This is a genomic window from Brevibacillus sp. HB1.1, from assembly GCF_013332445.1.
In the GTDB taxonomy this organism is placed as follows: Bacteria; Bacillota; Bacilli; order Brevibacillales; family Brevibacillaceae; genus Brevibacillus; species Brevibacillus porteri.
Map to the genome: position 1 here is coordinate 1 of NZ_JABMIV010000001.1, position 13859 is coordinate 13859.

Here is a 13859-nt window from a genome sequence, read left to right on the forward strand (position 1 = left end):
TTAACGACAGCGCCAGTCTACAACTTTATTTTTACGGAACATATACGACGTGGCTGCTGTGTACCGATAAAAATGGAAGCGAGTACGAGGATCATCCCCACTCCATGCATCCAAGTAAATGCTTCGTTCAAGAAAAAGACAGCCACGAGAGCAGCACTTATCGGCATCATTCCAGTGAACAAGCCAGCTTTGGAGGCCTCCACCTTCTCCACTCCTTTGTACCAGAGAAAGAAGGATAAGACGCTAGCCGTAATCGCATAGTACACAAGAAGCCACCATACATTTGCAGGTACAGCACTCCAATCAAACCGCAAGCTTTCCCAAATCGCAAACGGAAGAAACAAGACAAAGCTGATGACATTAATTGCAGCCGTCATTTGGAAAGGCGTAATTTTCCCAGAAAGTCTTTTGGCGAAAATCGTAAAAAGCGCTTCGCTGACGACTGCAAAAAATACGAACAAATTGCCAAGCATGCTTACCCAGTTTTGGTCCACTCCGCTTCCTGTGAACGTAATGAAGCCGATGCCGCCCACTGAGAGACCGATCGCCACTAAGCTGTTGACGTGTAATTTTTCCTTGAGAATCCAGAACGAAAACAAGGCGATGCAGGCAGGTATCGTACTCGTAATGATACCGGCCGCAGTAGCCGTCGTCCACTGAACGCCGTACAGCATGCATACACTAAAGAGAAACACGCCGAAAAACGACTGCCAGAATAACACCTTGCCTTCCTCACGGCTCCAAGACGTTTTCCATTCCCCACGCATAGCCAGCAGCGGCAATAGGATGATGATCGCGAGCAAAAAGCGCAGCTCCGAAAACAAAAACACAGGAACATGGGAAACAATTTCTTTACCGATGGAGATGTTGCTTCCGACCAAGGCCATAGCCAAGGCTAACTGAATGTAAGCTAACAGCATGACGACTCGCTTCTCCCTTCAACCTCCTACAATTCTCTACATATGGCCAAACTGCTTGCGATTAACCCGCGTTTTGCCATTCTTTTTGAGATGACGGGATCTTTTTTGTCTTTTTCTCTGCTGCCCCCACCAGCCAGGAACCAAACGGCAGTTTTCCCAGCCCATATGATATGGCAAAAGAAAGAATGGAGCACAAGGCGAATGCTACCATACTACCCCACACGCCCGTGTGAAAAAGCTGAAGCTCGCGCAAAATCTTCATCAAGTACGTCAAGATCAGCGCATGAATCAAATAAGCTCCGTACGAATATTTCCCAAGGAGCCCTAGCCAATGTGTCCATTTGGACTGCTTTTTGCTCATCCATAGGCAGAGAGCGTACACAGCCAATAAACAAGCCATCGTATAGAGGAACATGGACGGTTTCAAGGATGTCGCTACGTTTAAATTGATCTGGCCTTGCCCTGAATCACGGAAAAGTTCATAGCCAATGACTGCGTACAGGACACCAACTGAAACAATGATCCATTGCCAGTATCTTTTCAGGAGTGCACGAAATGCAGGCAGCGTGACAGCGACCAAGCCACCGAACAAAAAGTAATAGAAATAATAGAACGCATTTCGATCGCGGTATTTGATGAAATATGTATCAAGCCAATTCATATCGAATCGGAAACCGTGCGCGGGGATGTACCGCGCTGAAAACCACATGAGGCCCCCATAAACCAATCCGGAGACACCAAGAGCGACAACGAGACGAAAGCGGCTTGTCACGAATCTGCGGAAAAGTTCAAATACTCTTTGCCAAAACGGATACAAAAGATAGAACTGAAAAATCATCACGACGAACCACAGATGATACGAGGATGTCCCTGTCAGGAAATTTTTGCATACATTCCAAAAAAAACCTGCTCCCTCCCCCAAGGGCTTCTCCATCAAGTAAAGATAAACCACCGACCATATTCCATACGGAACCAAAATCTCCGTTACCCGTTTACGTGTAAAGGAAATATAGTTCACTTTTTCGGAGTAGTTGTAAAACAAAACAAGACCCGTGATGAAAATGAATGCAGGTACCGCGAATTTTAGCAAATGAAACAACATTCCGTAGACGATCGACACCTGCTCTGTCAGTCCCGGCTCACGGATATACACGCCTATGACATGCTGATAAACCACAGCCAAGAATGCAAAGGCCCGGATTAGATCCAACTCACCAATTCGTTCTTTTCGAGCCATAACCAAATACCAGATCCTTCCTGTTTTTCGAAAAAAAGTGCTATCTCTCATCTTACCGACCAAAAGTCAGTCTGGCAAGCCTCAAATCCAAAAGACTGATACCCTTTTGTACTGGTATCAGTCACTACTATCCACCTTGATCCGAAGACAGATCCGCTAGACTTCGAATCGGCCAAATAAGACTTTGTACTCCACGTGAATACAGGGCTAGATGCGGAGAATCCGTGAGTGGGATTGACAGGTTTTCGGTCATCGAGTTTTCACGAATATGAAAGGCTGTCTCCTGTAGTTGCCACGGCTCGTGCACCACATCCGCATACATCATTTGCTTCGTTCTGTTACACCTGCAAAAGAGCGTGTATCGCTCCGTCAACCAATGCATCAGCGTTCCCTCTTTGACGAAAAATCTGTCAGCGAGAGGCTGGTAGCTACCTTCGAACCAGGGTGACTGAGGTAGACCAGATAGCCGTCGAGAGGTAAAATCGATCCGATTCCCTTGGCGATGAAAAGTCATTTGGGCCCGATAATAAGGCAGTCGGTACCAAAATTTCGCAATCTGGATTACGAGGGGATTCGACGTATCCAGCGAAAGAAAATACACGCCTGTCTTCCCTTTCGCCTTCACATACGTCCGCACGTTGATTTCAGGGAAAGTCGTCGTGAATGGTACGGATGGCATCCGATGCAAACGCACGCCACTCAGCAAAAACGGGATAATACTGATCCATGCCTTGCCATCATATGTATCGAGCTCAAGTCCTGCTGGAATGAGCGCTTTGATAGACGCTGGTGAAATCGCCCAATGTAAAAAAAGAAGATGCTCCCACGTCTGTGTCATGGTCCATCCGTTGTACTGTGCGGCCGACTTGATTTGGATGATCCTCTGTTCGATACGAATCCCTCCCATTCGTACGTCGATCAAGCATTTTAACTGGAAGAGGATGAATGATAGGCAAGGGGTACTTTCGTCACTTTGCTCGTCATCTCATCGAGTGAGACGAGATCCGCAGCCGTAACTTCACGAAGAGACGTTTTCCCCAGCGCGAGGATGGCAATTTCCATTTCATCCACAAACGAAAGAAAAAAGTTAGCCAAGTATTTCGTGGCTGAATCGGGGTCAAATTTGTTTTTCAAGCTCCCAGGATAGGTGGTCAGCTCTGTCGGTGGTTCCCACGGTATTGCTTTTGTCACCTGATCATGAGTCATCGCCCACAAAACAGCCGTCCCCATAAATATGCCGTCTGCTCCCAAAGCAATTGCTTTCAGGCACTCACCCGGGGTATTATATCCGCCCCCAGACAATAAGGTAATTCGTTCTTTCACACCTTTCTTCTTCAAATAGCGCACGGCCCGGGTCAGCGCATAAATCGTTGGCAAACCGAAATCATCCTCCAGGATGGGAGGTCCTCCTTTTGTCCCCGCTTGTCCGCCATCAATACTGATAAAATCTACACCGGCTTGGATTACAATCTCCAGGTCTTTTTCAAGAATCGCACTGGCACAGATTTTGACACCAATCGGAACGCCGTCTGTTATTGTGCGCAACTTGTCTACGAGCTTCTTGAGATCCTCCGGCTTCGATACTTCCGGATGCCGCGAAGGAATGATAATCATCTCTTCATCCTGAACCCCCATGATTTCAGCAGCTCTTCCCTGGATATATTCAGCGGGGATAAAGCTCGCGGCAGCTGCAGTCGCCCCCTGCCCAAAATGGATTTCGATGGCGTCAGCCTGTCGCAAAATTTCCGGCTCCTTTGCCCACTTTCCCGAGTTGTATTGGAGAATCAGGTGTTTGGCGAATTTCCTTTCTTCCGGCAATAACGGGCCTTCACCCGTATTCGTCAAAGTCCCCACTGCGGCCGTTCCTTTTGCAATCGCGATTTTCACATCGGCACTTACACCGATACCGTACCCCATTGCCCCTACCATGAGCGGAATGTCCAAGGTTAACGGCTTTTTTGCCATGGGGCCAATCGTGATTTGCATGTCCACTTCTGTATCCTCACTCGAAGGCAGCTTGGCCAGCTGTGCAGGAGAAAATATCAAGCTATCGAAGTTCAAGAACTTGCGCGGACTTCCGAAAGGACGTTCGATGGCTTGTCCAGTAGCTGCTCGCAAGCTGTTCTCCAGGACGTAGCGTGGACTGACTTTGGTCATGGCGGAGACCATCTCAAAAATATTTTCCGGATAGCGGTCTGACATAAGGCGCTTCATGAACTTGGCGAGCAGCCACTGGGTAAGAGGTCGAAAAAGACAGATCAAAAGCAGTCCCACCACGAGGAGTGCAGCTATCGATCCTACAAAGGAGCCGATCAAAAATGAAATCCAATTGCCAGCCATCCTCTTTCTCCTTCCTACTGTCAGAGCGCTGCTGCTGTTACTAGGTATGTGAGATAGGAAAATTTTGCCCCAATCATGCCACTTTTATCCTACGCTCTCCCCTGGCCATTAAAGCTAGAAAAAACGCCCAGATTAACTGGACGTTTTCGAGCGAAGCCTTTTCCATAAATAAAAATAACAGGACGTCAGCACAAGCACGACAGCCATTGTCATGATAGTGTCAAATCGCATGAGATCCTCCTTATCGTTTCATTGGTACAAATTTGCCGTATGTCAAACAGCGCCACAGCCATTCTGCAGGACCAAACTGATAGTTGGCGAGCCACCAGCGACTAACGAAGATTTGCGCAGTGAAGATCACCAAGCTAAACACCAATCCGAGAGCCAACCCAGGTGTTCCGTACAAATGTCCAACACGCACAACCAATACAGCGATGATGCTTTGGCTCAAGTAGTTGCTTAACGCCATTCTGCCTACCGGTTCCAAATACTTCAGCATGCGCTTGACTCTCTCTTTCCGATACAGAAGCAGAAGTGAAGTAATGTAAAAAGCGCTCAGGGAAAGACCGCTCCAGGTAACAAATGTCTGAACGGCAATCGAGATCGAGGCTGGAAATGTAACAATGCCGAATTGAATAAGCGGAATCATCGGTACAAGCACAGCACTCAAGCCCAGCGCAATCCACCATACGCGACGAATGGCCGGAATAAACTCTTCCGTCCTCTCAAATACTCCCCGCTTGGCTGCCAGAAATCCGAATAAAAAGAGCGGCAGAACAGATAGGATAACAATAAACTCAAGGGAGAAAACGACCGGAATTTCGTAAGCAACCCGGAATTGCAACCACTCGATGATCGAGCCATTGGTATAAGCATCGATTGCTTTTTGTATGAGCAGTGATTGATCTGGCATAGGAACGAGGTCTTCAGGAACGGTCAGCATAAGAGCGTACATGGCCTGCACACCGATCAAAAGCGTCCACGCCCATCTTTTGATCGTCTTTTCTTGCCTGTGGTAAAACAGCAACAGAAGAAAACCAGCTAGGGCATACGTATGAAGAATGTCTCCATACCAGAGGAAAACAAGATGTGCCATCCCCACAATCAAGAGCACCAATAATCTGCGAGCAAACAGGCCCTGATAAGGCAGCTGTTTGCTCTCGGCACGATGCATAAACAGAAAAAAGCCTACCCCAAACAAAAACGAGAAGATAGTGTAAAACTTCGTCTGTACAAACATGTTAAACAAGAGCCTTATCCAACCATCCATTTCTGAATGGGTATTGACCATCCCTGCATCTGGTAAGAACATGATGGGATACAAAAATGACGGCATATTCACCAGCAAGATCCCCAAGAGGGCAAAGCCTCTAATCCCGTCTAGCTGCCGAATTCGCTCACCTTCCGCAACAGGTGCTACTTTCACGTAAATGAACCTCCCCAACTGCCCCTTAGGCTTTAACACATTTAATACGAATGAACCTCGAAAAAAGTAACAAATGCTTCTACCACAACAAGAGAGCTTCGCGAAAACGAAGCCCTCTCTTACGTGCTGCCTTATTTTGATGGGGAAGTCTTTGTTCCTGTTCCTGTGCGGTTTGTTCTATTCTGAAAATCGAGCAGAATACCGACAAAACCAGCAAATATTGCGGGCATGATCCAACCGGCCCCTTCCTTATAAAAAGGAAGAACACCCAAGATATCGTTCCAGCTCTGATTAAAAAACGTAAGATTCATCAAATCCACGACACCAAAAACCGTCACAACTGCGACAGTCGTCATATACACAGACGAATGAGCAGGTATCCAGCGCTCTAGCAACGCCAACAAAATGAGCACGATCGCAATTGGGTAAATTGCGCCCAAAATCGGGACAGATACGCTTAAAATCTCCGATAATCCCAAGTTTGCGACTCCCATGCTCAGTACACAGAGAATCACTGCCCATCCTCTGTAGGACAAACCTTTGAATCGTCCATGAAAGTATTGGCTGCAAGAAGTTACGAGTCCAATCGATACACAAAGGCAAGCGACGGTAAAAATGACACCAAGAATCAGCGTACCGCTTGTCCCAAATAGCTGCCTCATGATAGCTGTCAGGAGCAGCCCGCCATTCTCCGGCCTACCTAAAGAGGCTCCAGATGAACCGAGCAATCCCAAAATGACATAGATGAATGTCAGCAACATACCTGCTCCGAGACCTGCTTTGATCATATTCGCAGACAGTTGCTTTTTGTCTTCGATTCCCTTGCTTCGCAGCGTATTGGCAATCACGATACCAAATACGAGTGCAGCCAAAGCGTCCATTGTTAAATACCCGTCCAGAAAACCTTGCACAACTGGATTGGAGGCATATTTTCCTGCTGGTACCCCCGTTTGGCCCAGTGGTGTGAATAAGCTCTTGATGTAGATCAAGGCAATCATGGTCAACAGTGCAGGAGTCAGTATTTTCCCAAAGCGATCAATCAATTTGGAAGGAGTCAGACTAAACCAAAAGACAATTCCAAAAAATACGATCGTATAGAAGAAAAGACTCCAGGTGGAATCAGCGGCTTGTGCCGGCAAAAACGGCGCCATTCCCATCTCGTACGCGAGACTGCCTGCACGTGGGATAGCAAGTGCGGGTCCAATCGACACATAAATCAAAATAGGAAAAATAAGAGCAAAGCTTGGATGAACACGACTCGCTAATTGGTAAAAGCTCCCTGCTTTTGCGATGGCAATCACTCCAAGGATAGGAAGACCGACAGCCGATAATACAAAGCCTGCAATCGACAGCCAAACATAGGAACCAGCCTCTTGACCCAGATAGGGTGGAAAAATAAGGTTCCCTGCACCAAAGAACATCGAAAACAGCATAAAACTGACCAGCAACATTTCTTTCTTAGACAAGGTTATCATCGACGTGTATATTACCTCCCATCGTATTGAGAGGCATTCTATCAACTTTTGCGTTCCTTCGCTAGTAGCAAAGCCATAGTTGTAATTGCAAGATCATTATCATTTTTCCTACAATAATTGAAAGTAGAAAAACAAAGGAAACCACCTGCCATTTCTTACCGTTTGAACATCGACAAGTGGTTTTCCTCTTATCGTTTTCTCATGGAGACAATTCGTTTGTAAAAGGACTGATCCTCTAGCTTTTGAAAGAGAGAAAGAGCGGGTCGGAAGTTGGCTTCAATAATCCACGGTTTGCCATCCACATCAATCCCTAAGTCTAAACCGATCTCCCGGAGTGTCGGATAGGCTCTTCCCAATCGATTAGCTACCGCCGTAGCTACCGTGCGGATGTCACTCAAGAGATGCGGACCTGCTTCTATATTCGACAGCTTGATTGCCGTGCCGATGGGTAAAACTTTTCCACGACTGCGAGCTACATTTGTCACAACATAGCCCGGACCTGCAAGCTTTGCACACCACCCTGTTATGACCCAAGGCTCCTTGTAGCTCCTACGCTGGATCATGACACGCACATCAAAAGGTTTGCCGTTGATTCTACCAAGCGGGATAAGTGGCTGGAGCAGGTATGTTTTTGGCCGAAACAACGATTCCACGTATCGTCTCGTGGCTTCTTTCCCATCCACTAGACGACGGCGACTTTCACTATGAACCAAATACTGCTCTTCTCCTCGCGCCGTTACTTGAATAATTCCTGCCCCACCGCCGCCTCCTGAAGGCTTCAGCATCACGTGTGTAAACGCTTCTGCATACTCCCATAGCTCTTCAGGAGAGTACACGCGGGTTTTGGGCAAATACTCCTGCAAAAGTTCGTCTTGGACCATGTGCTTATGCTTGCCCCATTTTCCTACGTTTGGCGGTTTAATGGCAGTGTCTCTCCATTCTTTATTAGATGATGCTCCTCTATTTTCGTGATACGATTCTGTTCGTCCACAAACACGACCTTGGGGACAAGCTGTTCGATCTCGGATTCATCGTACATGCCCATACTCAAAATGATGACTAGATCTCCTGGCGAAAATAGGTGGGCAGGTGGTCCGTTCAAACAGATGACTCCGCTACCCGATGCCCCGGGTAACGCGTATGTTTTCCAGCGCGTGGCATTACGCAAACTGGTTATTTGCACGATTTCATATGGCTTGATATCTGCCGCATCCATAAGAGCAACGTCAATTGTGATACTCCCCACGTAATCCAGTTCGGCCTGCGTAACTGTCGCCCTGTGAATTTTGCCTTTGCACATGTGTCGTTGCATTGGCGGTTCACTCCTTTCCAAACCGATGACATTAGTCTATGTGCAATGTATTGTCCATGAAACCTACCACGATAGGAAATCTGGTTAAGGGACATGATACGCAGCCTGCAAATCGACGCCATAGGTGCGGCATAATTGGCTTAGTTCTTTCGTCAGATTCGGATCGAAAGGAATACCGTTTTCCATACGTTCTTGCTTTTTTCGGCTCTCGATCTCCCCAGGAATGAAAATTTCGGATACCCCTTTCTTCGTAGGTACGCTTTTCACCTCACGAATGTATGCATCCATACTGGCGCAAAAATCGGGCAGTGGCATAAATCGTTCAATATCTACCGTCAAGAATAGATGTCCAACGTTTTGTGGATCGTTCCAATTGTCATATAGGCTTTTTACATGTGGTCCCGTTGCTGCACCCGTTAGCAGCCCACACAAGATATCAATGAACATCGCCAATCCATAGCCCTTTGCTCCCCCGATCGGCAAAAGTGAGCCAATCAAGGCTTGTGTGGGATCAGTCGTTTCCTTCCCATCGGGATCGATGGCCCAATCGGCAGGAATCGTTTCCCCTTTTTTTACGGCTAAGGCGATTTTTCCCCTGGCAGCGACACTCGTAGCCATATCTAACAAAAAGGATGGCTCTTCCCCTGCCGGTATTCCCACCGCAATTGGGTTTGTTCCAAAAAAAGGGCGTATCCCTCCTGTAGGTGCCATTGCTTCGGGGGCATTGGAAAGGACAAGAAGAATCCTTCCTTCTGCGATCGAGCGTTCTGCATAGTACGAACAGGAGCCAAAGTGGTTGGAATGACGAACACCAACAACCCCGATTCCCATCTGCTGTGACAACTTGATCGATTCCTCCAAAGCCGCCACCCCGACTACCGCACCCAACTGGTTTTTGCCGTCTACCAGTGCTGTTGCCCCCTCCTGTTTCCATACCACTGGTTCATCGTTCAATTCAATCAAGCCTGTTTCGATTCGTTGGATATAAATCGGCAGCCTCGCCAGACCATGGGACTCGATGCCGCGCAAATCAGCATGGACGAGAGATTCTGCTACAAGCCTTGCATGCTCGCGTCTGGCACCTGCCTGTACAAACACTTCTGTTACGACTTGCTCCAAACGCTTCCAATGAAAGAGTGCAGGGTGCATCTTCTCTTTTTCCCCTCCTTCACCGCTGTTCTGTACTTCGCCTGCTTCCTAATCTGAATATAGATATGTCACCCACTGATTGACCGCTACAGGCATTGACCCAGTTCAATCGACGGTCAACGCAAAAAAGGAGCTCCCGATAGTGGGGCTCCTTTTTACTTGACTCCTATTCATAGCTGGCCAGTATCGTGATGATCTGGTCCTGCATCTTGGTAAACAGCTCTTCATCTTTGACATAGCCATTAAACATAATCGAAACGACGAGCTTCTCCCCGCCTTTGGTCGTGATATAGCCCGACAGTGTATTCACACCCGTCATCGAACCTGTTTTCGCATGAAGATTATTAGCGGCAGGTGTGTCCTTCAAGCGGTTTTTCAGCGTACCATCAATGGCCGCTATGGGTAAAGATTCATCATAAGGAGCAAATGTCGATTCCTTCGTCATTCCCTCTAGTACGGATGCGATGTGCCGAGCAGAAATAAGATTGTAGCGCGTCAATCCTGATCCATCCATCATGTCGAAGCTGGTATTCCCGCCGAGCGAAGATACGAATTCCATAACGATCTCTGCCCCAGCCGCTGCGCTCCCTTCCCCTTTCTTTGCAGCTCCGATTGTCTTGAGGAGCATTTCGGCGTAGTAATTGTCACTTCGCTTGTTGAGGTACTGAACGATTTCCTTCAGCGTCAGTGACTCAAATTGTGTCCATTTCACTGCTGCTGGAGGAACTGGCTGGATCAGCACTTCGCTTTTCGGAGCAAACGTAATTCCTTGCTGCTCCAACGTTTCCTTCAGTACGGTCCCCACGTACTTGGCTGGCTCTTCCACAGGCACACGCTCGTAATCGCCTTCGTGATCAAGTGGGAGGTTCCCTGACAGTCTGATGGTATTTGTGCCACGGTCCCGCAGGATAGCAAACGTATTTTCTTCTCCTTTTTGTACGGTCTTGGCTTCATTGATCACTTGCACGTATGCTGTTTTGGGAAGCACGTTGATTTCTACTGGTTCGCCAGCATCGTTAGCGGGCTTGAATTCGATCATAACCGTCCCACGGTTCAATGCTAGAGCCCCAATGGTCGGGTTGTAATAATAGCTCTCGTCATCCCATGCCCAGCCGAGGCCAAGCCGTTGTTGGTCAAAGTAGCTTTCATCCATCACGAGATTCCCATTGATACGTGTGATTCCTTGTTGCTTGATCCACCCTGCTATTTTTTCAATCGACACACCTTCCTGTACCTGAAGCGCATTCTCTGTGTGCAAAGCAGGGTCACCGTATCCTTTCACATATAGATTGCCTTTTTGTACGCCTGGTGAGGTGATTGGTGCGTCTCCATACAGCTCCGTTTTGAATACGTAATCCGAACCAAGCTGATTCAGCGCTGTGGCAGTTGTCAACAACTTCAGATTCGAAGCAGGGGTAAGCAGTGTGTCCGCATCCCGCTCGTATAAGACGGAATCACCTGTTGAATCCAATGATTTGATCATGATGCCTGCCGTAACACCTGCTGCTTCCGGCGTATCGAGGATGGGATCGATCAAAGAAGAGAGTGGGTACGTCTTTTTCTCTGGAGGGCTGAACCCTTCCGGTGCTGCAATATCCGGGTAGGTTGTTAACAAAATCCCGATTTGATCCTGTAGCTCCCTCGCATACTTCGATTTATAGATGCCGTTGATCAGAATCGAAAAGGCCAGCTTATGACCATTTTTTGCCGTTACATAACCAGACATTGTGTTAACTCCGCTTAATGAACCTGTCTTAGCAGCTAGATTCTTTTCCGCACTGGTTCCTTTCATGCGGTTTTTCAAGGTGCCGTCCACCCCTGCGATTGGGAGTGATTTTTCCAGCTCCGTTCGATATTCTTGCTCTTGCAAAAAGATGAGGGCTTCGATCATCTGTTCTGGAGTGATCATATTAAATCTCGATAACCCCGAGCCATCTACTTGGCGGAAGCCCGACTCAATGCCAGCGCGCTCCATCACGTCCGCTACCGCTTCACTGCCTGCATCAAAGCTCCCCTCACTTTTCTGGGTAACCCCCAGCGTCTTTACAAGCATCTCCGCATAGAAGTTGTCACTATCCTTGTTGAGCTCCACCGTGATCTCACTCAACGGTTTGGATAAGTGGGTATAGAGCGGCACTCCGCTTTGCAGCACTGTTTTTTTCACTTCGATCTTCGAATGTAAGGCAATCCCTTGTTTCAGCAACTGATCCTTCCATAGATCGCCCACATAAAAAGCTGGGTCTTCCATCGTGACCTCTTCTTCATAAGGAGCTGCTTGCATCCCGATCGTACCGGATACGATAACTTCATTTTTTCCGCGCGGACGCTCGACTAGCACGTTGCTCTCCTTGCCCTCTGTCGTTTTTAACTGGTTTGTGACTGTTATGTATGTGGTAGCCGGATTCATGGTCAGGACAGGGGCATCGTTCACCGTTTTACCGGGGGTTGCGGTTAGCGTCGTAAAGTTTTTATTTACGGCTAATCCACTTATCTGAGCGCTGTACCCATACGGTTCATCATCCCACATCCAGCTCGTACCCAATCTGGTCTCATCGAAATAGCTGTCATCGAGAAGCAGGTTTCCATTGATTCGTTTGAGCCCTAAATCCTTGATGGCTTTTGCCATTTGCTGCAAATCGTCTGGCTTCAGGCTAGGGTCCCCATAGCCTTTTAAAATCAAATCCCCTTGCAACACGCCACCATTATTTATCTTTCCGGAAACAAACACCTCAGTCTTCCACTGATAATTCGGCCCCAGCTTATCCAGACCCGCAATGGTCGTAAACAGCTTCATGTTGGAAGCCGGGATAAAATTACGTTCGGCATTGTGCTTATATACGTACTTTTTGTCGGTTAGATCGTAAACCGCGATTCCAGCGTACATGCCCTTGCTATTCTCGTCATTTTTCAAATCGGCGATGAATTTTTCTATGCTGAGTGCCAGAGGACTAGTGGAAGTGACCTCTTCCCTGGCTAGTGCAGGCAAAGCTGCTACCTGCAACAAGAGAGCCAACACGAAAAACCACGTACCAACACGTCGAAAAGCAAACAAATGATTCATGATAACCTCCTTGTCATAGTCTGGGCGATTTCAACCAACAAATCACAGTACGCCATCATGATAGCACGTATTCTATTTATTCGGAATATTACCATTATACTAAAAGTCTACAGGCATGAACGATACCCTTTCCGTTCATACTACCTTCAAAACTTCTTTTGTTTGGAGGAAATGGCTTCATGTTCTATCGATTGCTGCTCTGTTTGTCACTTCTCTGCGCCTTTTCATTCTCCGCACTTGCCCAAACTGACATCGGTCGTGTACAAGTAGATCCCGCACCGTATCCTTCTCTTGCCGATCTAGTAAAAAGGTCAGACTTGATCGTCATCGCATGGGTAAACGGTGCTCATCAGCCTTATCCAACGGGACGCAGCGTTCCCCAAGGCAAGATCGTGAATTACACACAAAACCTCCAAGTAAAAAGAACGATAAAAGGCAGGTCATCCAGACCATTAACTGTGATTAGCACTGGTGTAGAGCCGCTTCCCGATGCCTCCAGTCCGCTCAACCTGCAATATCCTGGACCGCTGTCGGAAGGGAATTATTTATTGTTTTTGCGAAAAGTGAGAGGATCACAGCTGTACAGTACAGCAGGTCTCTGGCAGGGCGTTTACCCGATCTATCAAGGGAAAACGATCGCCCTGTCCAATCTTGGCTTTACGGAGTTGAACCAATTGTCACAAGAAGAAGCGGTCCGAAAAATAACAGCGATATCCCGCTAACGCCACAGCAAAAAACCGCTCTCATAAACGAGCGGTTTTTTGACATTTCCACCCTGTGCTGTCAGTTGCGCATCACGTAGATGAAAATCGCCATAGACACAGCACAAGCGAGTACGCTGAGAATAAAACCCCAGATCACCCATTTGCTATTCGTCTTGTTTATGTGTTTGTCGTCCATGGAAACTTCTCCTCATTACAAGCATTCACCTTCTATTAT

The 13859-nt window shown here is 47.5% G+C and carries 11 protein-coding genes; 1 reads left to right on the forward strand and 10 read right to left on the reverse strand.

The window, feature by feature from the left end; translation table 11 throughout:
• Nucleotides 1-17: 17 nt before the first annotated feature.
• From HPY27_RS00005 to dacB, 10 genes are all read right to left on the reverse strand, one after another.
• Nucleotides 18-920 (reverse strand): DMT family transporter, encoded by a 903-nt coding sequence (locus HPY27_RS00005; RefSeq protein WP_174224067.1) that lies wholly within the window; start codon nt 918-920, stop codon nt 18-20.
• A 61-nt stretch (nt 921-981) separates the two neighbouring features.
• Nucleotides 982-2157, reverse strand: a complete 1176-nt coding sequence (locus HPY27_RS00010; RefSeq protein WP_026043117.1) for an acyltransferase — start codon at nt 2155-2157, stop codon at nt 982-984.
• A 127-nt stretch (nt 2158-2284) separates the two neighbouring features.
• Nucleotides 2285-3079, reverse strand: a complete 795-nt coding sequence (locus HPY27_RS00015; RefSeq protein ID WP_017248947.1) for a YqjF family protein — start codon at nt 3077-3079, stop codon at nt 2285-2287.
• A 5-nt stretch (nt 3080-3084) separates the two neighbouring features.
• Nucleotides 3085-4497, reverse strand: a complete 1413-nt coding sequence (locus tag HPY27_RS00020; RefSeq protein WP_106833166.1) for an FMN-binding glutamate synthase family protein — start codon at nt 4495-4497, stop codon at nt 3085-3087.
• Between the two features lie 241 nt (nt 4498-4738).
• The gene (locus HPY27_RS00025) at nt 4739-5923 is read right to left on the reverse strand and encodes a DUF418 domain-containing protein (RefSeq protein WP_174224068.1); all 1185 of its coding nucleotides are present in this window, start codon (nt 5921-5923) and stop codon (nt 4739-4741) included.
• 131 nt (nt 5924-6054) lie between these two features.
• Nucleotides 6055-7398: a branched-chain amino acid transport system II carrier protein gene (gene brnQ, locus HPY27_RS00030; RefSeq protein WP_017248950.1), complete on the reverse strand. Its 1344-nt coding sequence runs from the start codon at nt 7396-7398 to the stop codon at nt 6055-6057.
• Nucleotides 7399-7586: 188 nt separating this feature from the next.
• A complete protein-coding gene (locus tag HPY27_RS00035) occupies nt 7587-8279 on the reverse strand; it encodes a YheC/YheD family protein (protein WP_174224069.1) in 693 nt (230 codons plus the stop codon).
• Nucleotides 8280-8302: 23 nt separating this feature from the next.
• Complete coding sequence (panD, locus tag HPY27_RS00040) at nt 8303-8710, reverse strand: aspartate 1-decarboxylase (RefSeq protein WP_017248952.1); 408 nt, start codon at nt 8708-8710, stop codon at nt 8303-8305.
• An 84-nt stretch (nt 8711-8794) separates the two neighbouring features.
• Nucleotides 8795-9859 (reverse strand): Ldh family oxidoreductase, encoded by a 1065-nt coding sequence (locus HPY27_RS00045; protein ID WP_174224070.1) that lies wholly within the window; start codon nt 9857-9859, stop codon nt 8795-8797.
• Nucleotides 9860-10025: 166 nt separating this feature from the next.
• Nucleotides 10026-12920 carry a D-alanyl-D-alanine carboxypeptidase/D-alanyl-D-alanine endopeptidase gene (gene dacB / locus HPY27_RS00050; protein ID WP_174224071.1) on the reverse strand — a complete coding sequence of 965 codons (2895 nt, stop codon included), beginning with the start codon at nt 12918-12920 and terminating at the stop codon, nt 10026-10028.
• Between the two features lie 179 nt (nt 12921-13099).
• On the opposite strand from dacB, the gene HPY27_RS00055 reads away from it, so the two are divergent.
• Nucleotides 13100-13642: a hypothetical protein gene (locus HPY27_RS00055; RefSeq protein ID WP_017248955.1), complete on the forward strand. Its 543-nt coding sequence runs from the start codon at nt 13100-13102 to the stop codon at nt 13640-13642.
• Nucleotides 13643-13859: the final 217 nt, after the last annotated feature.

Excerpts from the sequence above, each read along its gene's own strand:
- dacB (WP_174224071.1), bottom strand. The coding sequence starts at position 12,920 with ATGAATCATTTGTTTGCTTTTCGACGTGTTGGTACGTGGTTTTTCGTG.
- brnQ (WP_017248950.1), bottom strand. The coding sequence starts at position 7,398 with ATGATAACCTTGTCTAAGAAAGAAATGTTGCTGGTCAGTTTTATGCTG.
- HPY27_RS00020 (WP_106833166.1), bottom strand. The coding sequence starts at position 4,497 with ATGGCTGGCAATTGGATTTCATTTTTGATCGGCTCCTTTGTAGGATCG.
- HPY27_RS00055 (WP_017248955.1), top strand. The coding sequence starts at position 13,100 with ATGTTCTATCGATTGCTGCTCTGTTTGTCACTTCTCTGCGCCTTTTCA.
- HPY27_RS00010 (WP_026043117.1), bottom strand. The coding sequence starts at position 2,157 with ATGGCTCGAAAAGAACGAATTGGTGAGTTGGATCTAATCCGGGCCTTT.
- HPY27_RS00005 (WP_174224067.1), bottom strand. The coding sequence starts at position 920 with ATGCTGTTAGCTTACATTCAGTTAGCCTTGGCTATGGCCTTGGTCGGA.
- HPY27_RS00035 (WP_174224069.1), bottom strand. The coding sequence starts at position 8,279 with ATGGTCCAAGACGAACTTTTGCAGGAGTATTTGCCCAAAACCCGCGTG.
- panD (WP_017248952.1), bottom strand. The coding sequence starts at position 8,710 with ATGCAACGACACATGTGCAAAGGCAAAATTCACAGGGCGACAGTTACG.
- HPY27_RS00045 (WP_174224070.1), bottom strand. The coding sequence starts at position 9,859 with ATGCACCCTGCACTCTTTCATTGGAAGCGTTTGGAGCAAGTCGTAACA.